23 protein-coding genes are annotated in these 22,808 nt (G+C 70.0%); 18 read left to right on the top strand and 5 right to left on the bottom strand.

Going from position 1 to position 22,808, the window contains the following annotated elements; genetic code table 11:
- Nucleotides 1–6 precede the first annotated feature (6 nt).
- Together M2283_RS42710 and M2283_RS42705 are read right to left on the bottom strand one after the other, a co-directional pair.
- A complete protein-coding gene (locus tag M2283_RS42710; RefSeq protein WP_280881975.1) occupies nt 7–267 on the bottom strand; it encodes a helix-turn-helix domain-containing protein in 261 nt (86 codons plus the stop codon).
- Nucleotides 267–806 (bottom strand): hypothetical protein, encoded by a 540-nt coding sequence (locus tag M2283_RS42705; protein ID WP_280881974.1) that lies wholly within the window; start codon nt 804–806, stop codon nt 267–269. Before M2283_RS42705 ends, M2283_RS42710 begins: the two co-directional genes overlap by 1 nt.
- A 134-nt stretch (nt 807–940) precedes the next feature.
- Here M2283_RS42705 and M2283_RS42700 point away from each other — a divergent pair, with 134 nt between their 5' ends.
- From M2283_RS42700 to M2283_RS42685, 4 genes are read left to right on the top strand one after another with little or no spacing between them, the layout of a single operon-like run.
- The gene (locus M2283_RS42700; RefSeq protein ID WP_280881973.1) at nt 941–1,597 is read left to right on the top strand and encodes a hypothetical protein; all 657 of its coding nucleotides are present in this window, start codon (nt 941–943) and stop codon (nt 1,595–1,597) included.
- On the top strand, nt 1,594–1,905 hold the full coding sequence (locus tag M2283_RS42695; RefSeq protein WP_280881972.1) for a hypothetical protein: 312 nt from the start codon (nt 1,594–1,596) through the stop codon (nt 1,903–1,905). The genes M2283_RS42700 and M2283_RS42695 overlap by 4 nt, the downstream gene beginning before the upstream one ends.
- The gene (locus M2283_RS42690; protein ID WP_280881970.1) at nt 1,902–3,293 is read left to right on the top strand and encodes a putative T7SS-secreted protein; all 1,392 of its coding nucleotides are present in this window, start codon (nt 1,902–1,904) and stop codon (nt 3,291–3,293) included. The genes M2283_RS42695 and M2283_RS42690 overlap by 4 nt, the downstream gene beginning before the upstream one ends.
- An 8-nt stretch (nt 3,294–3,301) precedes the next feature.
- Complete coding sequence (locus M2283_RS42685) at nt 3,302–3,889, top strand: hypothetical protein (RefSeq protein WP_280881969.1); 588 nt, start codon at nt 3,302–3,304, stop codon at nt 3,887–3,889.
- Here M2283_RS42685 and M2283_RS42680 read toward each other — a convergent pair.
- Entirely contained in the window at nt 3,872–4,390 is a 519-nt protein-coding gene (locus M2283_RS42680; RefSeq protein WP_280881968.1) for a hypothetical protein, read from the bottom strand. The two genes, M2283_RS42685 and M2283_RS42680, sit on opposite strands and share 18 nt — an antisense overlap.
- A gap of 175 nt (nt 4,391–4,565) precedes the next feature.
- On the opposite strand from M2283_RS42680, the gene M2283_RS42675 reads away from it, so the two are divergent.
- Both M2283_RS42675 and M2283_RS42670 read left to right on the top strand, forming a co-directional pair.
- Nucleotides 4,566–5,948 carry a nitrate/nitrite transporter gene (locus M2283_RS42675; RefSeq protein WP_280881967.1) on the top strand — a complete coding sequence of 461 codons (1,383 nt, stop codon included), beginning with the start codon at nt 4,566–4,568 and terminating at the stop codon, nt 5,946–5,948.
- Between the two features lie 109 nt (nt 5,949–6,057).
- A complete protein-coding gene (locus M2283_RS42670; protein WP_280881966.1) occupies nt 6,058–7,218 on the top strand; it encodes a uroporphyrinogen-III synthase in 1,161 nt (386 codons plus the stop codon).
- Here M2283_RS42670 and M2283_RS42665 read toward each other — a convergent pair.
- On the bottom strand, nt 7,167–7,694 hold the full coding sequence (locus M2283_RS42665; protein WP_280881965.1) for a DUF1772 domain-containing protein: 528 nt from the start codon (nt 7,692–7,694) through the stop codon (nt 7,167–7,169). The two genes, M2283_RS42670 and M2283_RS42665, sit on opposite strands and share 52 nt — an antisense overlap.
- 210 nt (nt 7,695–7,904) lie before the next feature.
- Here M2283_RS42665 and M2283_RS42660 point away from each other — a divergent pair, with 210 nt between their 5' ends.
- The 6 genes from M2283_RS42660 (at nt 7,905) to M2283_RS42635 (ending at nt 15,097) form a co-directional block, all read left to right on the top strand.
- On the top strand, nt 7,905–8,501 hold the full coding sequence (locus M2283_RS42660; RefSeq protein ID WP_280881964.1) for a CGNR zinc finger domain-containing protein: 597 nt from the start codon (nt 7,905–7,907) through the stop codon (nt 8,499–8,501).
- Nucleotides 8,502–8,830: 329 nt separating this feature from the next.
- Nucleotides 8,831–9,352: a sigma-70 family RNA polymerase sigma factor gene (locus M2283_RS42655; RefSeq protein WP_010039908.1), complete on the top strand. Its 522-nt coding sequence runs from the start codon at nt 8,831–8,833 to the stop codon at nt 9,350–9,352.
- Nucleotides 9,352–10,167: an anti-sigma factor family protein gene (locus M2283_RS42650; protein ID WP_432423208.1), complete on the top strand. Its 816-nt coding sequence runs from the start codon at nt 9,352–9,354 to the stop codon at nt 10,165–10,167. Before M2283_RS42655 ends, M2283_RS42650 begins: the two co-directional genes overlap by 1 nt.
- Nucleotides 10,168–10,236: 69 nt before the next feature.
- Nucleotides 10,237–12,666 carry a HelD family protein gene (locus tag M2283_RS42645; protein ID WP_280881962.1) on the top strand — a complete coding sequence of 810 codons (2,430 nt, stop codon included), beginning with the start codon at nt 10,237–10,239 and terminating at the stop codon, nt 12,664–12,666.
- A gap of 372 nt (nt 12,667–13,038) precedes the next feature.
- Nucleotides 13,039–14,454 (top strand): NAD-dependent malic enzyme, encoded by a 1,416-nt coding sequence (locus M2283_RS42640; protein ID WP_280881961.1) that lies wholly within the window; start codon nt 13,039–13,041, stop codon nt 14,452–14,454.
- 361 nt (nt 14,455–14,815) lie between these two features.
- Nucleotides 14,816–15,097 (top strand): HU family DNA-binding protein, encoded by a 282-nt coding sequence (locus M2283_RS42635; RefSeq protein ID WP_105974351.1) that lies wholly within the window; start codon nt 14,816–14,818, stop codon nt 15,095–15,097.
- Between the two features lie 118 nt (nt 15,098–15,215).
- On the opposite strand, the gene murA is transcribed toward M2283_RS42635, so the two are convergent.
- Nucleotides 15,216–16,562: a UDP-N-acetylglucosamine 1-carboxyvinyltransferase gene (murA, locus tag M2283_RS42630; RefSeq protein ID WP_280881960.1), complete on the bottom strand. Its 1,347-nt coding sequence runs from the start codon at nt 16,560–16,562 to the stop codon at nt 15,216–15,218.
- A gap of 251 nt (nt 16,563–16,813) precedes the next feature.
- Between murA and M2283_RS42625 the strand changes: the two genes are divergently transcribed.
- The 6 genes from M2283_RS42625 to M2283_RS42600 all read left to right on the top strand — a co-directional run bounded on the left by M2283_RS42625 (nt 16,814) and on the right by M2283_RS42600 (nt 22,626).
- Nucleotides 16,814–17,386: a YqgE/AlgH family protein gene (locus tag M2283_RS42625; protein WP_280881959.1), complete on the top strand. Its 573-nt coding sequence runs from the start codon at nt 16,814–16,816 to the stop codon at nt 17,384–17,386.
- 29 nt (nt 17,387–17,415) lie between these two features.
- Complete coding sequence (locus M2283_RS42620) at nt 17,416–17,700, top strand: DUF3039 domain-containing protein (RefSeq protein WP_280881958.1); 285 nt, start codon at nt 17,416–17,418, stop codon at nt 17,698–17,700.
- A gap of 206 nt (nt 17,701–17,906) precedes the next feature.
- A complete protein-coding gene (locus tag M2283_RS42615; RefSeq protein ID WP_280881957.1) occupies nt 17,907–19,199 on the top strand; it encodes an extracellular solute-binding protein in 1,293 nt (430 codons plus the stop codon).
- A gap of 25 nt (nt 19,200–19,224) precedes the next feature.
- Entirely contained in the window at nt 19,225–20,151 is a 927-nt protein-coding gene (locus M2283_RS42610) for a carbohydrate ABC transporter permease (RefSeq protein ID WP_432423207.1), read from the top strand.
- Complete coding sequence (locus M2283_RS42605) at nt 20,148–20,993, top strand: carbohydrate ABC transporter permease (protein WP_280881956.1); 846 nt, start codon at nt 20,148–20,150, stop codon at nt 20,991–20,993. Before M2283_RS42610 ends, M2283_RS42605 begins: the two co-directional genes overlap by 4 nt.
- A gap of 1 nt (nt 20,994) precedes the next feature.
- Nucleotides 20,995–22,626, top strand: a complete 1,632-nt coding sequence (locus M2283_RS42600; protein ID WP_280881955.1) for a beta-N-acetylhexosaminidase — start codon at nt 20,995–20,997, stop codon at nt 22,624–22,626.
- Nucleotides 22,627–22,808 lie beyond the last annotated feature (182 nt).

The raw sequence follows: 22,808 nt of genomic DNA, 5'->3' as shown, positions 1-22,808 counted from the left end.
GGTCGTTCAGGGGGCCGGCGGACTCTTCCGACAGGTCAACAGGTCTCCCGGCTGGCACCCCAGCACTTCACAGATTCGGGTGAGGGTGGTGAACCGGATCGCCTTGGCGCGGCCGTTCTTGAGGACGGACAGATTCACGTTGGTCACGCCGACCTGGTGGGCGAGTTCGGTGAGGGTCATGCCGCGCTCGCTGAGGAGCCTGTCGAGGTGGACCTCGATGTCGTGGCCCTCGGCCCCCTCCTGGCCCTCGTGCGCGTCGCCCGCCATCAGACGACCCCTTCGAGGTCCTCGCGCATGGCCGCGCCGGCCCGGGTGATCCGGGCGAAGGTGAGCAGGCCGAGGCCGGTCAGGACGGCAAGCCAAGGGGGCGACCACAGGCCCAGCCAGGTCCCGGCCGTGAAGTCCGCCGTCCGGGCGAGGTCCGCGAGCACGGCCGCTCTGGCGTTGGACTCGATGATCTCGGCGACCAGGCTCCCGAGCAGCAGCCACCAGACGAGCAGCCGGAGCCGGGACGCCGTCTGTGCCGTGTATACGCCGTCCCGCGCCGCCCCTTGGAGGAGCCGGTGCAGCAGGAAGAGACCGCTGATCAGCAGCAGCGTCGACGGCAGATCGCCGAGCTGGTTCAGCAGCCGCAGGGTTGTGCCGGGGTTCTCGGCGCAGTAGCGGGGGACGGAGCCGAGCTGCGCTCCTGGCTCGGGGAGGAGGCCGGCGGGGGCGGCCGAGCTGGTGGCCGAGTCGTCGGTGACGCAGACGCTGACGTCCGCCCAACCGCCGTGCACGACGCTGGAGATCAGCCCCGCCGTCACGAGAGGCCCGGCGCAACCCGGGTAGGGAAGGGCGTCGGAAGGCGTGACGGATTCATGTGCGACCGGCGCGTTCCGGCCGCCGATCGCTAAGATGCGCGAGGCATGACGGGGGCAGGAGAACCACAGTGAGACAGGTGTCGAGTACGGAGTCGGGTGGAGAGCCGGGCGCGGACGAGCCGTCCGTGAGGGCGTCCGGCCGGGCGGTCCCGGTGTTCGGGCTGATCACACCCGGGGACTGGTACCGCATTCCGCTGCAGCCGCGGGAGCGCCGTGAGGCGTCCATGAGCGCGCTGATCAAGCGGCAGTTCGCGGGCGTCGACGACCAGCCGATCCTGCGCCGGAAGGCGGAGGAGCAGCTGCGCGGCACCGCCGAGGCGGGGGTCGAACAGGGCGGCGTGGTGCTGTACCTGTCCTTCCTCGAAGCCGGCGGCATCCCGCTCTCCGCCTCGCTGCTCGTCTCCCACCTGCACCGGAAGTTCGACAGCCTCGACGCCGTCGTCGCGCTGGCCGGCACCGGCGAGGTCGGTGTGGTCACGCTGCCCGAGGCGGGGCGGGCGGCCCGGCTGCTGCGGCGGCAGCGCACCAAGCAGGCACGGAAGCTGGGCTCCGAGTTCGAGGACACCGTCGTCGAGTACTTCGTCCAGGTGCCGGACCGCGACGAGGTGCTGATGCTGACCTTCAGCACACCGCTGGAGCCCATCGCGGACGCCATGGTGGGACTGTTCGACGCGGTGGCCGAAACCCTGCGCTGGCAGCGCCCGAGCGAGGAGACGAAGGGGGAACGGGAGTGAGCGGCGACGAGGGGAAGCTCAAGGTCTCCACGGACGATCTGCACACGGCCGGGGTCGGCCTGCGGACGGTGGCGACCGAGCTCGACGGGCTCGACAAGCTGATGGACGCCTACGACCTGCGCACGGTCGGGCACAAGACACTGCACGAGCGGCTGCAGGACTTCTCGGACGGCTGGGACGACAACCGCAAGAAGATGATCGAGGAGATCCAGGGCCTGGGCACCCTCGCCCACGAGGCCGGCAAGGCCTACAAGGAAGTCGACACCGCGCTGTACGACGCGCTCGTGGGCAAGGGGAAGAAGCAGTGACCCGGCCCGCGGACCAGCGCTGGGAGGCACTGGGGGAGCCCGCCGACCCGGTGCCCGGCGACGTCACGGACCTCAAGGCCCTGTCCCGCCGGTTCGAACTCACGGCGAAGACCATCTCCGACACCGCCGAGGCGCTGCGCCGGCTCGGGAACCTGGAGAGCTGGGACTCCAAGGCGGGCCGCGCCTTCGCCGAGAAGGCGACCGACACGGCGAAGACGGTCAGCAAGGCGCACGACCGCTATGCCGACGCCTCCTCCGCCCTGAAGACGTACTACACCGAGCTCGATTCGGTGCAGACCGAGGCCGACAAGCTCCTGCACCAGGCCGAGACGAAGAGCGGCGACCTGACGACGGCCAGGTCCAAGGCCGGCAGCCCGCCCAAGGGCACCGACGAGGCCGGGCAGAAGACGCTCGACAAGTCGGTGACCGACCTCCAGAAGGGGCTGGACGGGCTGCGCGATCAGCTCCCGCCGCTGAAGACCCGGCACAAGGACGCGGGCGACAAGGCGGCCCGGGCCATCCACGACACCACCGAGCGCGACGGCCTCAACGACTCGTGGCTGGACGACCTGCGCGACACCCTCAATCTCGTCGCCGACATCGCGGGAGCCGTCGCCGCGGTCTGCGGGGTGCTCGCGCTGCTGGTCGGCTGGATCCCGGTGATCGGCCAGGCCCTGGCCGGGGTGCTCGGCACCATCGCCCTGGTGGCGACGTGCGTATCGCTGGTCTGTCACGTCCTGCTCGCCATCAACGGCGACGGTTCCTGGGGCGATGTCGCGATGGACGTCCTCAGCCTCGCCACCTTCGGCGTCGGGCGCGTCTTCTCCGCGGGCGGCAAGGCCGCCGCCGTGGTCGGGCGCAGCCGGGTCTGGACGGCGGCGACGCAGTACGTCCGCGGCTGGAACCCCGCGATGTCCTCCGCCGCGCGCCGGGTGCTCGTCGAGTCGATGGTCGGCCCGCGGGCCGGCGCCACCGCCCGCGCGGCCCTGCCCGACGTGTCGCTCTCGGCCGCCTTCCGGGGGCTGCCGCGCTCCTTCGCGGAGGACCTGGGCGCCGTCCGCGGCAACTGGCGCCAGGCCTTCAAGTTCGGCGACAACCTGTCCGCGGCCCGCGACGCCTACTCCGCGGCCGGTCCGCGCGGCCTGGCCAGCATGTACGCCGGGCCCGGCATGGTCGACGAACTGGCCCGCGTCAAGAACATCGACCCGACGGACCTGGGTTTCATCGGTACGCCGGACGCCTTCAAGCAGGCCATGAACTACAACTCCCTCGCCCTGGGCGGCACCGGGGTGGGCGCGGCGGCCGACAGCTACCAGTTCGCCGGGCTGTTCGGCGGCGACGAGCAGCCCTCCGTCACCGGCCCTGACGCGTCCCTGGCCGGGAAGTGAGCGCCGCCATGGAACCCACCGCGGACTGGACCGAGTGCCAGGTGGCGCTGCCCGCGCTGCAGAACTGGCTGGTCCTGGACCTGGCCACCGAGGACCCCGAGCCCTGGGCCCGCGCGCTGGCCGCCGAGCACCTCGACAGCGGGGCCCGCCCGGAGTGGTGCGAGGCCTTCGCGGCGGACCTGCTCTGGTACTGGGGCGCGGCCCGACGGCAGGGCGCCCTGTGCGCGGCCGTGCTGGCGCCGGCCGACGGCGCGGTCATGGCGAGCTACACCGTGCGGGAGCTGAAGCTTCCGGCGGAGTACCTGAGCGTCGCCGCGTTGCGCGCCGAAGTGGCGCTCGCGGAGGGGCCGTTCTTCGGCTCCCAGGACCTCACGGAGGTCGACCTCCCGTTGGGACCGGCGTTGCGTGTGCACCGACTGGAACCCACGGAGCCCGAGTCCGACACCGGCGGCATCACGGAAGGCGTCGCCCACTACGTCCTGCCGAGCCGGTACCCGACGGCGCTGGAGTGCCGGCTGCTGTGGTCGACGCTCGGCTTCGGCGAGGAACTGGAGAAGGTGGCCGACGAGTTGGCGCGGTCAGTCACCCTGGCGTGAGGCCAGCCCGAGCCGCTCCCGCGGGATCATCGCCAGCGGCATCCAGCTGAAACCGACGGCGAACACGGCGATGGTGGTCGTGACCGCCTTCGGGAGCACCCACCCGAGCTGGGCCACCACCACCGCGAGCACCAGCACGTACACGTCGAAGGCCGGCAGCGCGAGCAGCTTGCGCCCGGCCGCACCGGCGCCGACCCGCGGCGTCTCCTCGTCGCCCTTCGCCATCCCGAACAACACCAACGGCAGTACGAGTCCGGTGACCCCGCCGGCCGCGATGCCCCCGACCACCAGGGCGTTGCGTCCGTCGGCGGGGACGATCGAGGACAGGGGCGCCGCGTCTGCCGCGGCCAGGAGCAGCGCCACCAGCGCGAAGGCGCCGAGCAGCGTGGTCGCCAGCACGACGAAGAACCCGGCCGCGAAGGCGACGTCTCCACCGATGGACCGCTGGGAGCGCTGCGGACGCCGCGCGTTCGGGCGTCCGGGGCCGGGCTCGGCGGACATGGGCTCTCCTGCTGGTGTGGGGGTCCGCTAGAGGATAGCCGCCGGGAACCTCTCACTCCCTGCCCGCGCCAGGTGAGAGCAACGTTCCTTTCCGGTCACCCAGTGCCACGGGCCGGAAACGCGCTCTCCCTACCTTCAGGGGCATACCCGAGCCCCGGAGCCCCGTGGAGGCGTCATGACAGCCCCGAGCACAGCCCCCGCACCCCCGAGCAGGGGCGGCCGCTGGATCCAGGAATGGGATCCGGAGGACGAGACCTTCTGGCGCGAGAAGGGGGAGAAGGTCGCCCGGCGCAATCTCCTCTTCTCCGTCCTGTCCGAGCACATCGGCTTCTCGATCTGGACCCTGTGGTCCGTCCTTGTACTCTTCATGGGCCCGGAGTACGGGCTCACCCCGGCCGACAAGTTCCTGCTGACCTCGGTGGTCACCCTGGTCGGCGCCGTCGCCCGCGTGCCCTACACGTTCGCGGTCGCGATCTTCGGCGGGCGCAACTGGACCATCGTCTCGGCGGGCCTGCTCCTCGTCCCGACGATCGCCGCGTTCGTCGTCATGGAGCCGGGCACGTCCTTCTCCACCTTCCTGTGGGTCGGCCTCCTCGCGGGCGTCGGCGGCGGCAACTTCGCCTCCTCCATGACCAACATCAACGCCTTCTTCCCGCTGCGGAAGAAGGGCTGGGCGCTCGGGCTCAACGCGGGCGGCGGAAACATCGGCGTACCCGTCATCCAGCTCGTGGCCCTCGCCGTCATCGGCGCCAGCGGCGGTCCGCGCGTGCTGCTCGGGATCTACATCCCGCTCATCGTCGTCGCGGCCACGCTCGCCGCGCTGTACATGGACAACCTGGAGAACGTGAAGAACGACACCGGGGCCGCCAAGGACGCGGCGCGGGACGCGCACACCTGGATCATGTCCTTCCTCTACGTCGGCACGTTCGGGTCGTTCATCGGCTACGCCTTCGCCTTCGGCCAGGTGCTCCAGGTCCAGTTCGGGCGGACCCCGCTGCAGGCCGCGTACCTCACCTTCATCGGCCCGCTGCTCGGCTCCCTGATCCGGCCGCTGGGCGGCTGGCTCGCCGACAAGTACGGCGGCGCGAAGATCACCCTCTACAACTACGTCGGCATGGCCGCCGCGACCGCCGTCCTGATCGTCGCCAGCATGCAGAAGTCGCTGCCGCTGTTCGTGACCGTGTTCATCGTCCTGTTCGTGCTCAGCGGGCTCGGCAACGGGTCGACGTACAAGATGATCCCCGGAATCTTCCAGACCAAGGCCCTCGCCAAGGGGCTGGAAGGCGAGGCGGCGGCTGCCTACGGGCGCCGGCTCTCCGGGGCCTCGATGGGTCTCATCGGCGCGGTGGGCGCGCTCGGCGGGGTCGGCATCAACCTCGCCTTCCGCCAGTCCTTCCTCAGCTCCGGCTCCGGCACCGGCGCCTTCGTGGTCTTCCTCGCCTTCTACGCCGCGTGCTTCGCGGTGACGTGGGCCGTATACCTTCGCCGCCCGGCCGACGCGGCCCGCGCCACGGCTGCCGCAGAGTCGAAGCCCCAGCTCAGCTATGCCGAGGTGTGACGTAACACCGGCGACATGAAGCCGAACCGAGCCTGTCACGAGCGGTTGACAGGCTCGGTCGTCATGCGGGCCAGCCGACCTGAGCCGAAAGACAGGCCCTAGGAGATCCATGTACGAGCAACAGCAGCCGCCGGATCCCGCCCCGCACGGCCCCCTCGCGGGGTTCACCGTGGGTGTGACGGCCGCGCGTCGCGCCGACGAGCTGGGCGCGCTGCTCCAGCGTCGTGGCGCCGCCGTGCTGCACGCGCCCGCCCTGCGGATCGTGCCGGTCGCCGACGACAGCGAACTGCTGGCCGCGACGAAGGGGCTGATCGACCGGGCGCCGGACGTCGTGGTGGCGACCACCGCCATCGGCTTCCGCGGCTGGGTCGAGGCGGCCGACGGGTGGGGGCTCGGGGAGGCGCTCCTGGACCGGCTGCGCGGGGTGGAGTTGCTCGCCCGCGGGCCCAAGGTCAAGGGTTCGATACGGGCGGCCGGGCTGACCGAGGAGTGGTCGCCGTCGAGCGAGTCGATGGCCGAGGTGCTGGACCGGCTGCTGGAGGAGGGCGTCGACGGGCGCCGTATCGCCGTACAGCTGCACGGCGAGCCGCTGCCCGGGTTCGTCGAGGCGCTGCGGGCCGCGGGCGCCGAGGTGGTGGGCGTGCCGGTGTACCGGTGGATGCCGCCGGAGGACATCGGGCCGGTGGACCGGCTCCTCGACGCCGCCGTCTCCCGGGGTGTGGACGCGCTGACCTTCACCAGCGCGCCGGCCGCCGCCTCCCTGCTGAACCGGGCCGAGAAGCGCGGGCTGCTGCCCGAGCTCCTCGCCGCCCTTCACCATGACGTCCTGTCGGCCTGCGTCGGCCCGGTCACCGCGCTGCCCCTCCAGGCGCAGGGCGTCGCCACGGTCTCGCCGGAACGCTTCCGGCTCGGCCCCCTCGTACAGGTGCTGTGCCAGGAACTCCCGGCCCGGGCGCGGTCGTTGCCGATCGCCGGCCACCGCGTGGAGATCCGCGGCCACGCGGTCCTGGTCGACGACGCCCTGCGCCCCGTACCGCCCGCCGGCATGTCGTTGTTGCGGGCCCTGTCCCGCCGCCCGGGCTGGGTGGTGGCCCGCTCGGAACTCCTGCGGGCCCTGCCGGGCGCCGGCCGCGACGAGCACGCCGTGGAGACGGCAATGGCTCGCCTGCGAACGGCACTCGGCGCACCGAAGCTGATCCAGACGGTGGTCAAGAGGGGTTACCGGTTGGCGTTGGACCCGGCGGCAGACGCCAAGTACGCCGACGTCTGACCACCACGGCCGTACAGCACCAACCCCCGGGCCAGAAGCCCCATCGCCACCGTCGACCCCACCGCCCGCACGATGTTCCACGCCACCCACGGATCCTCGAAGTGCTCGCGTGCCGCCGCCGGATCGGTCATGTCCGCGAGGTCGTTGTTGAGCGGGATGTTGACGACGACGGTGATGAGGAAGACCAGGGCGTAGGCGGCCAGGCCCGCCCACACCCACCACCGGTACGGCTGCCCGCGCAACTGCCACGCCGAAACCGCGGCCAGCAGCAGCGCGCCCATGAAGCTGAGGAAGAACACCGGGTTCTGGATCACGTCGTTGATGTCCCGCATGACCTCGACGAAGACCCGGTCGTCGCTGCGGGCCAGCGCGGGCATGATCGCGCAGGCGAAGGTGTAGAAGAGCCCGGCGATCAGGCCCATGGCGACCGTGGCCGCGCCCAGTACGAGTCCGGAAGCAGTCCTGTTCTGTGTCATGCCTCCAGTCAACGGCCGCCGCCCCGCCCCGGACATCGCCGAGACGCGCACCCGCATAAGCGCTCGTCCACCGCCCCTTCCTCCGCCCTTCGGTCCGCCCTTCCGCCCGTCCCGCCGGTAGGAGGGGTTCCGGCCGGGAGAGCGGGAAGGCACTGTATGAGGGAACGGTTCCTCTGCCCTCAGCTTCCCGAGCCAGGCGGTGACAGGCACATGGCACTGGGTACGGCCACGGTCGCGTACGAACTCCGGTACGACGCCGGGCGGGTCTGCCTCGACCTGCTCGCGACCTCCCACCCCGAGGAACGGTTCGACTCCGTGGAGGTTCTGTGCGCGTGGATCACCGGCGCGGACCTGGTCCCACCGGGTGCCCCGCTGACCCACGCCGGCCCCTCCTGGCTGGTCGACTTCCGTGAACTGCGCGGACATATCGGTCAGTTGGTGAGCGGCGCGGTGACGGCCCCGCCCAGGCCGGCGTACGACATCGCGCTCGCCCGCGTGAACGAGATCGCCCGTATCGCGCCGCCCGCTCCCAGAGCCGTGCGCGGCGAGGACGGCTCGCTGGTGCGGGAGTTGGACGGGCCGCCCGGGTGCGCGGCGCTGCTCGGGGCGATCGCGCGGGACGCCGTGGAACTGCTCACCGACCCGGTCGCGCGGGCCGGACTGCGCCAGTGCGAGGGCGACAACTGCCCGATCTTTTATGTCGATTCGTCCCGGGGGCGCAGGAGGCGCTGGTGCTCCAGTGAGGTCTGCGGAAACCGCGAAAGAGTGGCCCGGCACCGTCGGCGGGCGGCACTCGCCCGAGCCTAGGTGTCCGGTACGCGGCTTCTGTGGGGGGAGTGAAGCGGAGTTGTCGAAGTGATTTCGACAACACTCCGTTTGGACTGAATATGCCATCGGCACTTGGCGCGATCGGGTCGATGTGGTGGAAATGTAAAGATCGCGCGGTAGGAATGTGCACCCATGTCCCCCTCGTCATGACACCCCGGAGAAAACTGTCGCCCCCTGTTGAACATGACGGAGACCACATCCGTACCCGTGGGGGAGCGACCGACTGGGGGATCCCCCGGACACCGGAGGTGGGCGTGCGCAAGGATTCCGTCGTGGCCAATGAACGTGGATCGAGGGCCCGACATCGCATGTCCCAGCCCTCGGAACCTGATGAGGAGCTGATGCGTGCCCTCTATAGAGAGCATGCCGGACCTCTCCTTGCGTACGTACTCAGGCTGGTCGCCGGAGATCGGCAGCGAGCAGAGGACGTCGTGCAGGAGACACTCATCCGTGCCTGGAAGAACGCCGGTCAGCTCAATCGAGCGACCGGATCGGTACGCCCCTGGCTGGTGACGGTCGCTCGCCGCATCGTCATCGACGGCCACCGCAGCCGGCAGGCCCGGCCGCAGGAGGTCGATCCGTCGCCGCTGGAGGTCATCCCCGCGGAGGACGAGATCGACAAGGCGCTGTGGCTGATGACGCTGTCGGACGCGCTCGACGACCTGACCCCGGCCCACCGGGAGGTGCTCGTCGAGACCTACTTCAAGGGGCGTACCGTCAATGAGGCGGCTGAGACGCTCGGCATTCCCAGTGGCACCGTGCGCTCGCGGGTGTTCTACGCGTTGCGCTCGATGAAGCTGGCACTGGAGGAGCGGGGGGTGACGGCGTGATGAGTGTTTACGGGGGAAACCAGGGATTCGGCACAGGTGGTTCGGGTATGTCTGGCTCCATGATGGGATCTCCGGGCCCGAACGAGCACGAAACCGTCGGAGCCTACGCCCTCGGCATCCTCGACGACTCCGAGGCCACCGCCTTCGAAATCCACCTCGCCACCTGCGAATGGTGCGCCCAGCAGCTCGACGAGCTGGCCGGGATGGAACCGATGCTGGCCGCCCTCGCGGACCTGCCCGGCACCGGGACGCCCGCCATCGGCGAGTCCCTCTCCGCCAAGCCGAGCCCTCGGCTCGTGGAGAAGCTGGTCGACGACATCGGCGAGCGCCGTGCCCTCAAGCGGCGGCGCAGCTTCTACATGGTGGCGGCCGCGGCCGCGCTGATCATCGCCGGTCCGCTGGCGGCGATCGCGGTGAACGGCGGCGACTCGGGCGCCGGCAAGTCGGACGAGGCCGGCGCCAAGGCGGCCTTCACCACCATCTCCGACAAGGTCTCCGCGACCGACTCCTCCACCAGGGTCCAGGCGACCGTCGCGATGGAGAAGAAGGACTGGGGCACCTGGGGTGTCGTCGAACTGAGTAACGTCAAGGGCCCGTTGAAGTGCTCGCTCATCGCCGTCGGCAAGAACGGCGAGCGCGAGACGATGTCCACCTGGTCGGTCCCGAAGTGGGGCTACGGCATCCCGAACGCCAAGACCGAGCAGGCCAAGGCACCCCTCTACGCCCAGGGCGGCGCCGCTTTCCAGCCCAATGAGATCGACCATTTCGAGGTCATGACCTTCGACGGCAAGAAGCTCGTGGCAGTAGACGCGTAGTGTACGTAGCTTCCACCGGCCCCCTTCGCGTACGGTTGACGGCTGCCCAGCACGTCAGAAGGGGGCCCGGTGGCCGCACAGGCTCAGCAGGAAACCGCGGTCGACGCCGCAGCGGATTCGGTCCGCGATCGAGAGATCAGCGTCGAACAGAAACATCTCGACCGGGTGTACCGGCGCCTTGAGGAGAAGATCCACGAGGCCGAGTTTCTGATGAACGACGCGGCCAAGCGTGGCCAGGTCGGCACGCCCGGCGCGCTCGCCGAGCGGGATGCGCAGGTCTTCCGGGCCGGCATCCATCTCAACAGGCTCAACAACGAGTTCGAGGACTTCCTCTTCGGCCGGATCGACCTGCTCCTCGGCAAGGACGGCCAGAAGGGTCCCGACGGCGCCTACACCGCCGTGGAACCCGCCGAAGGCGCCGTACGGGACGACAACACCGCCGACATCGCGGAGACCCTGCACATCGGTCGCATCGGTGTCCTGGACTCCGAGTACGCCCCGCTGGTCATCGACTGGCGGGCGCCCGCGGCGGCGCCGTTCTACCGGTCCACCCCGGTGGACCCGGGACGGGTCGTGCGGCGCCGGGTCATCCGCTCCAAGGGGCGCAAGGTGCTCGGCGTCGAGGACGACCTCATGCGTCCCGAGCTCACCGCCCTCCTGGACGGCCAGGAGCTGCCCGTCATCGGCGACGGCGCCCTGATGGCCGCCCTCGGCCAGGCCCGCGGGCACACCATGCGGGACATCGTCGCCTCCATCCAGGCCGAGCAGGACCTGGTCATCCGCGCCCCCGCCGCCTCCGTGACGTATGTCGAGGGCGGCCCGGGGACGGGGAAGACGGCGGTGGCGCTGCACCGTGCCGCCTACCTGCTCTACCAGGACCGGCGCCGGTACGCGGGCGGCATCCTCATCGTCTCGCCCACGCCTTTGCTGGTCGCCTACACCGAGGGCGTCCTGCCCTCCCTCGGCGAGGAGGGCCAGGTCGCGATCCGGGCGATCGGCTCGCTGGTCGACGGCGCCGAGGCCACGCTGTACGACGCCCCGGCCGTGGCCCGCGCCAAGGGCTCCTACCGCATGCTCAAGGTGCTGCGGAAGGCCGCCCGCGGGGCGCTGGAGCAGGGACGGCCGGGTGCCTCCGGGTCCAGTCGGCCCGCGTCCGGTCAGCTCTCCTTCGGCGACGACTTCGGCGACGGCCCGGGCGGCGACTCCGCCGAGACCGACCCGCGCGGGCCGGTCTCGACCTCCCGGCTGCGCGTCGTCGCCTTCGGGCGCCGCCTGGAGCTGGAGGCGGACGCGCTGGAACGTATCCGCCAGAGCGCCCTCAGCGGCACCGCCCCCGTGAACCTGCTCCGCCCGCGTGCCCGCAAGCTCCTCCTGGACGCCCTGTGGGCGCGGTCCGGCGCGGGCACCCGGCACACCGACCCGGAACTCGCCGCCGAGCTGCGCTCCTCCTTCGACGAGGACGTCGCCTCGGAGGACGCGTTCACGGCGTTCCTGGACGCCTGGTGGCCCGAGCTGACCCCCAGGGCCGTGCTGGACGCGATGGCCGACGAGCGACGCCTGGGCCGCTGGGCCCGCCGGATCCTCAACCCCGGCGAGATCCGCCGGGTGGCCCGCTCGCTGCGCCGCGACGGCTACTCCGTGCACGACATCGCCATGCTCGACGAGCTCCAGTCGATCCTCGGCGTCCCCGCCCGCCCGCGGAAGCGGCGCGAGCTGGACCCGCTGGACCACCTGACCGGCCTGGAGGAGCTGATGCCGACCCGCGAGGAGTCCCAGTGGGAGCGGGCCGAGCGGCTCGCCCAGGAGCGCACCGAGTACGCGCACGTCATCGTCGACGAGGCCCAGGACGTCACCCCGATGCAGTGGCGCATGGTCGGCCGCCGCGGCCGGCACGCCACCTGGACGGTCGTCGGCGACCCGGCCCAGTCCTCCTGGTCCGACGTGGACGAGGCGGCGGAGGCCCGCGACGAGGCCCTGGGCACCCGTCCGCGCCGCCGCTTCCAGCTCACCGTCAACTACCGCAACCCCTCCGAGATCGCCGACCTCGCCGCGAAGGTGCTGGCGCTGGCCATGCCCGGCTCCGAGTCACCACGGGCGGTGCGCTCCACCGGCGTACAGCCCCGTTTCGTGGCCACGAGGCACGAACACGGCGGCGCCCGCGAATCCCTCGCCCACACCGTCCGTGAGGAGGCCGCCCGGCTGCTCGGCCTCGTCGACGGCACGGTCGGCGTGGTCGTCGCGATGAACCGGCGCGAGGAGGCCGCACGCTGGCTCACCGGGCTCGGCGACCGGGTGGTGGCCCTGGGCAGCCTGGAGGCCAAGGGGCTGGAGTACGACGCGACGGTCGTCGTCTCCCCGGCCGAGATCGCGGACGAGTCACCGGCCGGCCTGCGGGTGCTGTACGTGGCCCTCACCCGGGCGACCCAGCAGCTCACGATCGTCTCCGCCGAGCGGGACGAGCCGGACGCGTCAGGGGTGCCCGACCTGCTGAGGGACTGACTGCCGAGGGACCGGCCACCGGACTGATTCCTGTGAACTCCCCGTACGGGAATGGTCTTACGGGATCTGTTTGTTAGCCTGGATGTGACACCGGCCCGATCCAAGCCCCCGGGCCCAACCTTCGTCGCTACGAGCGACCACTTGCCGCGAGGCGAGCATGGCGGGTCGGTGTCATTGATCGTCGGAGAGGCCTCCGTCACCCGAAAGGTGACGGGGGCCTCTTTTCGCACCGCTTTTCGCACCGCCTCCCGCGAACACAACGTTCGCAATCGGGGGCGGCTAACGCCTACCGGGCAGTAGGTGCGACGATCGGATGGCGTACCCAGCTGTACGGCATACCCAGCTCCACGGTGAAAGCAGAGGAAGTCGGACATGGCAACGGCGCCCAGCGTCTCCTACTCGATCACGGTCCGTCTGGAGGTGCCCGCGAGCGGAACGGCGGTCTCCCAGATCACCACCGCCGTGGAGTCCCACGGAGGCTCGGTGACCGGCCTCGACGTGACCGCGTCCGGGCACGAGACGCTCCGGATCGACGTCACCATCGCCGCGACCTCCACCGCGCACGCCGACGAGATCGTCCAGCAGCTGCGCGGCATCGAGGGCGTCACCCTCGGCAAGGTCTCGGACCGTACGTTCCTGATGCACCTCGGCGGCAAGATCGAGATGCAGTCCAAGCACCCCATCCGCAACCGTGACGACCTGTCCATGATCTACACCCCGGGCGTGGCCCGTGTGTGCATGGCGATCGCCGAGAACCCCGAGGACGCCCGCCGCCTCACCATCAAGCGCAACTCCGTTGCGGTCGTGACGGACGGTTCCGCGGTCCTCGGCCTCGGGAACATCGGCCCCAAGGCCGCCCTGCCGGTCATGGAGGGCAAGGCGGCCCTCTTCAAGCGCTTCGCCGGCATCGACGCCTGGCCGCTGTGCCTGGACACCCAGGACACCGACGCGATCGTCGCGATCGTCAAGGCGATCGCCCCGGGCTTCGCCGGCATCAACCTGGAGGACATCTCCGCGCCGCGCTGCTTCGAGATCGAGGCCCGGCTGCGCGAGGCCCTCGACATCCCCGTCTTCCACGACGACCAGCACGGCACGGCGATCGTGGTGCTGGCCGCGCTGACGAACGCGCTGCGTGTGGCGGGCAAGGAGATCGAGAACATCCGGGTCGTCATGTCCGGCGCGGGCGCGGCCGGTACGGCCATCCTCAAGCTGCTGATCGCCGCGGGCGTGAAGAACGCCGTCGTCGCCGACATCCACGGCGTCGTGCACTCAGGCCGCGAGGACCTGGTGGACGCCGCGGCCGACTCGCCGCTGCGCTGGATCGCCGACAACACCAACCCCGAGAACCTGACGGGCACGCTGAAGGAAGCCGTTCGCGGAGCGGATGTCTTCATCGGCGTCTCCGCCCCGAACGTGCTGGACGGGGACGACGTGGCCGCCATGGCCGAGGGCGCCATCGTGTTCGCGCTCGCGAACCCGGACCCCGAGGTCGACCCGGCGATCGCCCGCCAGACGGCGGCCGTCGTGGCCACCGGCCGCTCCGACTTCCCGAACCAGATCAACAACGTGCTGGTCTTCCCGGGTGTCTTCCGCGGCCTGCTGGACGCCCAGTCCCGCACCGTCAACACCGAGATGATGCTGGCCGCGGCGACCGCCCTCGCGGACGTGGTGACCAGCGACGAGCTGAACCCGAACTACATCATCCCGAGCGTCTTCAACGACAAGGTCGCCGGCGCGGTGGCCGGAGCGGTCCGGGATGCGGCGAAGGCGGCGGCCGCGGCCTCGTAGGGACGGCGCCATGGGCCCGACCGGGTGGCATGGCGTACGGTGCTTGGGCTGTGAGGATCGCCACCCTGACCCCCACCGGCGCGTCGCGAGGACTCGGGCCGTTTGTCGCCCTTTAAGGTGTCGGCCAGGCTCAGGCCTCTTTTCGTGTGACACCCAAGGGTGTTCGCTCGATTCCTCCGAGCGCCGGATTGGCTTTCCCGCCGCAGGTAGGGGCAGGATGCGTCTCTGGGCGCGAGGGTCTGACGACGGACCCGGGTCCGGGGGCCTTCCGAGGACCCTGGCAGCATCGGCTTGACTGTGCCCGATATGCGGCTCCGCAGCGGGCACGCCCCAACAGCAAGAAGAACACGGGAGTAACGACATGAACCGCAGTGAGCTGGTTGCCGCGCTGGCCGACCGCGCCGAGGTGACCCGCAAGGACGCCGACGCCGTTCTGGCGGCGTTCGCCGAGACCGTCGGCGAGATCGTGGCCAAGGGCGACGAGAAGGTCACCATCCCCGGCTTCCTGACCTTCGAGCGCACCCACCGTGCCGCTCGCACCGCGCGCAACCCGCAGACCGGTGACCCGATCAACATCCCCGCCGGCTACAGCGTCAAGGTGTCCGCGGGCTCGAAGCTCAAGGAAGCCGCCAAGGGCAAGTAAGCCTTCGCGTACGCGACGGTATTGCGTACGAGGCTCAGCAACGCGAATGGGGCGGCCACCCGGTCAGGGTGGCCGCCCCATCGTCGTGGAAGCGCTTCTTTCGGTGTTCCCCGCAGGGCTATCCGAGTGCCTTGCCCGGCAGTTCCACCTTCGCGCCGAGCTCCACCAACTTCTCCATGAAGTTCTCGTAGCCGCGGTTGATGAGGTCGATGCCGTGGACCCGGGAGGTGCCCTGGGCCGCCAACGCGGCGATGAGGTACGAGAAGCCGCCGCGCAGGTCGGGGATGACCAGGTCGGCGCCCTGGAGGCGGGTCGGGCCGGACACCACGGCCGAGTGGAGGAAGTTGCGCTGGCCGAAGCGGCAGTTCGAGCCGCCCAGGCACTCGCGGTACAGCTGGATGTGAGCACCCATCTGGTTGAGTGCGGAGGTGAATCCGAGGCGCGACTCGTACACCGTCTCGTGGACGATCGACAGGCCGGTCGCCTGGGTCAGGGCCACGACGAGCGGCTGCTGCCAGTCCGTCTGGAAGCCAGGGTGCACGTCCGTTTCGAGGGCGATGGACTTCAACTGGCCACCCGGATGCCAGAACCGGATGCCCTCGTCGTCGATCTCGAAGGCCCCGCCCACCTTCCGGTAGGTGTTCAGGAACGTCATCATCGAGCGCTGCAGGGCGCCGCGGACGTAGATGTTGCCCTCGGTCGCCAGCGCCGCGGACGCCCACGAGGCGGCCTCCAGGCGGTCCGGGAGGGCGCGGTGGTTGTAGCCGTCCAGCCGGTCCACGCCGGTGACGCGGATCGTGCGGTCGGTGTCCATCGCGATGATGGCGCCCATCTTCTGCAGGACGCAGATCAGATCCTCGATCTCCGGCTCCACGGCCGCGTTCGAGAGTTCCGTGACGCCCTCCGCGAGGACGGCCGTCAACAGCACCTGCTCGGTCGCGCCCACGGACGGGTACGGCAGCTGGATCTTCGTACCGCGCAGCCGCTGCGGCGCTTCCAGGTACTGGCCGTCCGCGCGCTTCTCGATCTTCGCGCCGAACTGCCGCAGCACCTCGAAGTGGAAGTCGATCGGCCGGCCGCCGATGTCGCAGCCGCCCAGGCCCGGGATGAACGCGTGGCCCAGGCGGTGCAGCAGTGGGCCGCAGAACAGGATCGGGATACGGCTGGAGCCCGCGTGCGCGTCGATGTCGGCGACGTTCGCGCTCTCCACGTGGGAGGGGTCCATCACCAACTCGCCCGGCTCCTCACCCGGACGGACCGTCACCCCGTGCAGTTGCAGCAGGCCGCGTACGACACGCACGTCACGGATGTCCGGAACGTTGCGCAGTCGACTCGGCCCACTGCCCAGCAGGGCGGCGACCATGGCCTTCGGCACGAGGTTCTTCGCACCGCGGACCCGGATCTCGCCTTCCAACGGGGTTCCACCGTGGACAAGCAGTACGTCGTCAGAGCCGTTGACGGTCATGTATCTCGCGTTCCGGTGAGGGGGGCAGGGCCAGAGGGGCAAGCGTAATCGCCGCCTACCCCCCTTCTGTAAGCCCAGGCACGCCCCAGCCACGTCATAGCTCTGTCACAACACGAACCGCTGCCCGTCGGACACATGGGGTCACCGCCGCTCCCGTGCGCTCGGGACGCACCTGTGCGCCCTGAGCTGCATTCACCCGCGAACGCCCATTGCCTCCCCATGCGGAGGGAAGATGCGGGATCATGTCAGGCATGACCGAGGTGTCCTCGCTCACAGGGCGGCTGCTCGTGGCCACGCCCGCCCTGGCGGACCCGAACTTCGACCGTGCGGTGGTGCTCCTTCTCGACCACGACGAGGAGGGCTCCCTCGGTGTCGTCCTCAACCGACCGACCCCGGTGGACGTCGGCGACATCCTGGACGGCTGGGGCGACCTGGCCGGCGAGCCCGGCGTCGTCTTCCAGGGCGGCCCGGTCTCCCTGGACTCCGCCCTCGGCGTCGCCGTCATCCCCGGCGGCTCCTCCGCCGAGCGCGCCCCGCTGGGCTGGCGCCGGGTGCACGGTGCGATCGGCCTGGTCGACCTGGAGGCCCCGCCGGAACTGCTCGCCTCGGCCCTCGGTTCGCTGCGGATCTTCGCCGGATACGCCGGCTGGGGCCCCGGTCAGCTGGAGGACGAGCTGGTGGAGGGCGCCTGGTACGTCGTCGAGTCGGAGCCCGGCGACGTCTCCTCGCCGTCCCCGGAGAGACTCTGGCGCGCGGTCCTGCGCCGCCAGCGCAACGAGCTCGCGATGGTGGCCACGTACCCGGACGACCCTTCGCTCAACTGATGCGTGTGAGCTTCAGTACCCTTGGCGCTATGAGCACTCTTGAGCCCGAGCGCGGGACTGGTACGGGGACCCTCGTAGAGCCGACGCCACAGGTGTCCCACGGCGACGGCGACCACGAGCGCTTCGCCCACTACGTCCAGAAGGACAAGATCATGGCGAGCGCCCTCGACGGGACTCCCGTCGTGGCGCTGTGCGGCAAGGTCTGGGTGCCGGGCCGCGATCCGAAGAAGTACCCCGTGTGTCCCATGTGCAAGGAGATCTACGAGTCCATGGGCAGCGGTGGCGACGACGACAAGGGCAAGGGCGACAAGTAACCCGCCTGTGCACTAGCTCGGCTGTGTAGTACCTCGGCTTTCTGAGGCCCTTGGGGCGCGTTGGGCGCGCCCCGGGGGCCTTTTGCATGTCACGAAGTGGTTGAGACCTCTTGTGGGCGTGTTCATGTTGTCCCTAGTCTCCGGATCGTTGTGCAGAGCGAAACAGCCATTGCATATGTTGCAACGCACTCTCGGAGGTTCACTCCATGAAGCTCTCCCCCAGACTCGCCGTCGTGCTGACCGCCCTGGTCGTCACCGCCTGCGCCCCCCAGACGTCTTCCAACTCCTCCTCCGAGAAGGACGACAAGAGCGGCACCCTGCGGGTGTGGCTGTTCCAGGAGGTCGGAAACAAGCCGAAGGAGAAGGTCGTCGACTCCGTGGTCGACGCCTTCCAGAAGGCGCACAAGGGCACCAAGGTCGACGTCGAGTACATCCCGATCGAGACCCGCGCCCAGCGCGTCAAGGCCGCCTTCAACGACCCGAAGTCCGCGCCCGACGTGATGGAGTACGGCAACACCGACACCGCCGGCTACGTCCACGACGGCGGACTCCTCGACGTCACCAAGGAGTTCGGCGCCTGGAGCGAGGCCAAGGACAGCGACCCCACCGCCAAGCAGTCGGTCACCGTCGACGGGAAGCTGTACGGCTCCCCCTTCTACGTCGGTGTCCGCGCCCTGTACTACCGCACCGACGTGTTCCAGGACCTGGGCCTGCAACCCCCGAAGACCATGGCCGAGTTGGCCACCACGGCCCGCAAGATCCGCGCCGAGAAGCCCGACCTGTACGGCCTGGTCGTCGGCGGCGCCTACACGTACGGCGCGATGCCCTTCGTCTGGGCCAACGGCGGCGAACTCGCCACCGGCGAGGGCGACTCGTACACCTCCGCCATCGACGGCGCGGCCGCCCAGAAGGGCATCAAGGCCTACACGTCCCTGTTCACCGCCGACAACTGTCCGGCCGCCAAGTGCGCCGGGATGGGCGGCAACGACACCATCACCGCGTTCGCGGCCGGCAAGGCGGGCATGGCGATCGGCGGCGACTTCAGCCACACGGCGGTCGAGGCGGGCAAGGTGAAGGGCAAGTACGCGGTGGTGCCGCTGCCCGGTGTGGCCTCCGGCTCGATCGCGCCGGCCTTCGCGGGCGGCAACAACATCGGCGTCCTGAAGAGCACTTCGCACCGCAGCCTCGCGGTCGACCTGATGGAACAGCTCACCTCGAAGAAGACACAGAGCGCGATGTTCGACGCGATGGGCTTCCTGCCGACGTTCACCGACGTCCGGGACGCCGCCGCCGCGAAGGTGCCGTTCGAGAAGCCGTTCGTGCAGACGCTGGGTGCCGGGACGAAGTTCGTGCCCGCGTCGCCGGCGTGGTCGCAGATCGACTCCCAGCTGGTGCTGCCGAACCTCCTCCAGGAGGTCATCAGCGGGAAGAAGGGTGTGGCGGCGGCTGCCAAGGACGCGGCGCAGAAGATGAACGACTCGTTCGCCTCCGCGGGTTGAGCCAGTGGTCGCACAGGACACGGTCGTGGAGAGGAGGGCCATCTCCACGACCACGCCCCGCAAGCCCGGCCGCCGTAACCGCGCCGGCTGGACACCCTGGCTCTATCTCGCCCCCGCCCTCGTCGTGCTCGGCGGGCTGCTCGTCTACCCGATCTACCAGCTCGGCCTGATCTCGTTCTTCCATTACACGCAGGCTCAGGTGAGTGGTGGGGAACCGACCACCTTCGAGGGATTCGGCAACTACTCGGCGCTCTTCTCGGACCCCGAGTTCTGGCAAGTGCTGCTGGCGACCGTGGTGTTCGCGGCCGGGTGCGTGGTGTCGACCCTCGCCGTCGGCTGCGCGCTCGCCGTGCTGCTGACCCGGGTGCGTGCCGTGCCGCGGCTGGCGCTGATGCTGGCCGCGCTCGGCGCGTGGGCGACCCCGGCCGTCACCGGCTCCACGGTCTGGCTGTTCCTCTTCGACCCGGACTTCGGGCCGGTGAACCGGATCCTCGGACTCGGTGACCACTCCTGGACGTACGGGCGGATCAGCGCGTTCTTCCTGGTCCTGCTCGAAGTGGTGTGGTGCTCCTTCCCGTTCGTGATGGTCACGGTCTACGCCGGCATCCGCGCCGTACCGGCCGAGGTGCTGGAGGCCGCCGCCCTGGACGGCGCCTCGCAGTGGCGCATCTGGCGGTCCGTGCTGGCGCCGATGCTGCGGCCGATCCTGACCGTGGTGACCATCCAGTCCGTCATCTGGGACTTCAAGGTCTTCACCCAGATCTACGTCATGACCAACGGCGGCGGCATCGCGGGCCAGAACCTCGTCCTGAACGTGTACGCCTACCAACAGGCGTTCGCGTCCTCGCAGTACAGCCTCGGCTCGGCGATCGGCGTCGTGATGCTGCTGATGCTGCTCGCCGTGACGCTCGTGTACCTGCGGCTGCTGCGCCGGCAGGGGGAGGAACTGTGAATCTCGTACGGGCCCAACTGCAGCGCCCCTGGCGGCTGGCGGCCGAACTGTCGGCGCTGCTCGTCGCCGTCGTCGTCGCCTTCCCCCTCTACTGGATGGTGCTCGGCGCCTTCAAACCGGCCGGCGAGATCGAGTCCAGCGAGCCGCGGCCCTGGACGCTGGCGCCCTCGCTGGATTCCTTCCGGCGCGTGTTCGGGCAGCAGGATTTCGGTCGGTATTTCGTCAACAGCCTTGTCGTCGCGGGCAGTGTCGTGATCGCCTCGGCGCTCATCGCGTTTCTCGCCGCGATCGCCGTGACGCGATTCCGGTTCCGCTTCCGGACCACGCTGCTGATCATGTTTCTGGTGGCCCAGATGGTGCCGGTCGAAGCCCTCACGATCCCCTTGTTCTTCCTCATGCGGGACTTCGACCAACTGAACACGCTGGGCTCGCTGATCCTGCCGCACATCGCCTTCTCGCTGCCCTTCGCGATCTGGATGCTGCGGGGGTTCGTGAAAGCCGTGCCGGACGCGCTGGAGGAGGCCGCGTACATGGACGGGGCGAGCCGCGCGCGATTCCTGTGGCAGATCCTTTTCCCGCTGGTCTTCCCGGGGCTCGTCGCCACGAGCGTGTTTTCCTTCATCTCGGCCTGGAACGACTTCCTGTTCGCCAAGTCCTTCATCATCAGCGACACGTCCCAGTCGACCCTGCCGATGGCCCTGCTGGTCTTCTTCAAACCGGACGAGCCGGACTGGGGCGGCGTGATGGCGGCCTCCACGGTGATGACGATTCCGGTGCTGGTGTTCTTCGTACTCGTGCAGCGACGCCTGGTCTCGGGGCTGGGCGGAGCGGTTAAGGACTGACGTGACTTCAGAGACGGAACTGATCCCGGCGCCCACGGCCGTCGAGGGCCCCACCCGGTGCGGCTTCCTGTTCGAGACGGACACCGCCCTGTGGGGGGAGGCCGGCACCGAGGGCACACAGCGTTGGCTGCGATCCACGCTCGGCGCGGCCCTCGGACTGCCGCTGCCGCCGGGCAAGGAAGGCGACCGCAACACCATCGCGCTGCGCCTCGACGACACCCTGGCATCGGAGGCGTACCGCCTGGAGGTGGTCGCCGAGTGGGGTGCCGTGATCAAGGGCGGCAGCCCGGCCGGCGTGTTCTGGGGCGCCCAGACGCTGCGTCAACTGCTGGGCCCCGCGGCCTTCCGCCGCGCGCCGATCCACCCCGACACGACCTACGGCGTGCCGCACCAGACCATCGACGACGCGCCCCGCTTCCGCTGGCGCGGCCTCATGCTCGACGTCGCCCGGCACTTCATGCCGAAGGAAGGCGTCCTGCGCTACCTGGACCTGCTGGCCGCGCACAAACTCAACGTCTTCCACTTCCACTTGACGGACGACCAGGGCTGGCGCGTCGAGATCAAGCGGTACCCGAAACTGACGGAGACCGCGTCCTGGCGGTCGCGCACGAAATTCGGCCACCGGGCCTCGCCGCTGTGGGACGAGAAGCCGCACGGGGGCTTCTACACCCAGGACGACATCCGGGAGATCGTCGCGTACGCCGCCGAGCGGCATATCACCGTCGTCCCCGAAATCGACGTACCGGGCCACTCGCAGGCCGCCATCGCCGCGTACGCGGAACTCGGCAACACCGACGTCATCGACACCACCGCCCTCTCCGTCTGGGACACCTGGGGGATCAATCCCAACGTACTGGCCCCCACTGACAACACCCTGAGCTTCTACGAGGGGGTGTTCGAGGAAGTGCTCGATCTCTTCCCCTCGGAGTTCATCCACATCGGGGGCGACGAATGCCCCAAGGACCAGTGGCGGGAGTCGCACACCGCGCAGAACCGCATCAAGGAACTCGACCTCGACGACGAGGACGCGTTGCAGTCCTGGTTCGTCCGGCACTTCGACAAGTGGCTGACCGCGCGCGGGCGTCGGCTGATCGGCTGGGACGAGATCCTGGAGGGCGGCCTCGCCGAGGGCGCGGCCGTCTCCTCCTGGCGGGGCTACGGGGGCGGGATCGCCGCCGCGCGGGCCGGCCACGACGTCGTCATGTGCCCCGAGCAGTACGTGTACTTGGACCACCGTCAGCACGGCGGCCCCGACGAGCCCGTGCCCATCGGGTTCGTGCGCACCCTGGAGGACGTCTACCGCTTCGAGCCGGTTCCGGCGGAGCTGACTCCGGACGAGGCGAAGCACGTCCTCGGTACGCAGGCCAACGTCTGGACCGAGGTGATGGAGGATCAGGCACGCGTGGACTACCAGACGTTCCCGCGCCTCGCCGCCTTCGCCGAGGTGGCCTGGAGCGCCCTGCCGGCCCCGGCGGAACGGGACTTCGCCGACTTCGAGCGGCGGATGGCCGTCCACTACGCGCGCCTCGACGCCCTGGGCGTCGCCTACCGCCCGCCGGCCGGACCGCTGCCGTGGCAGCGACGCCCCGGTGTGCTCGGCCGCCCGATCGAAGGGCAGCCGCCGCACAGGTAGCCCACCCCGCCGAACAAGTAGCCGCCCCTGCCGAACAGGTAGGGGAAAAAACGTCGCAAGCATCACCGAAGAGTGCCAATTCGCATGCTCCGGTGATGCTGTGCGAAAACGGGTCATCTCGCTGGTGAGGCGGGCGAATGCCGCCTAGCGGACCCCTGTCTTCGGCCCCGGCGAAGATGTGC

The sequence above is a fragment of the Streptomyces pseudovenezuelae genome, assembly GCF_029892565.1.
GTDB classification, from domain to species: Bacteria; Actinomycetota; Actinomycetes; order Streptomycetales; family Streptomycetaceae; genus Streptomyces; species Streptomyces pseudovenezuelae_A.
The sequence above is the reverse complement of the archived record's forward strand: the minus strand, read 5'-3'. Positions and strand labels throughout refer to the sequence as shown.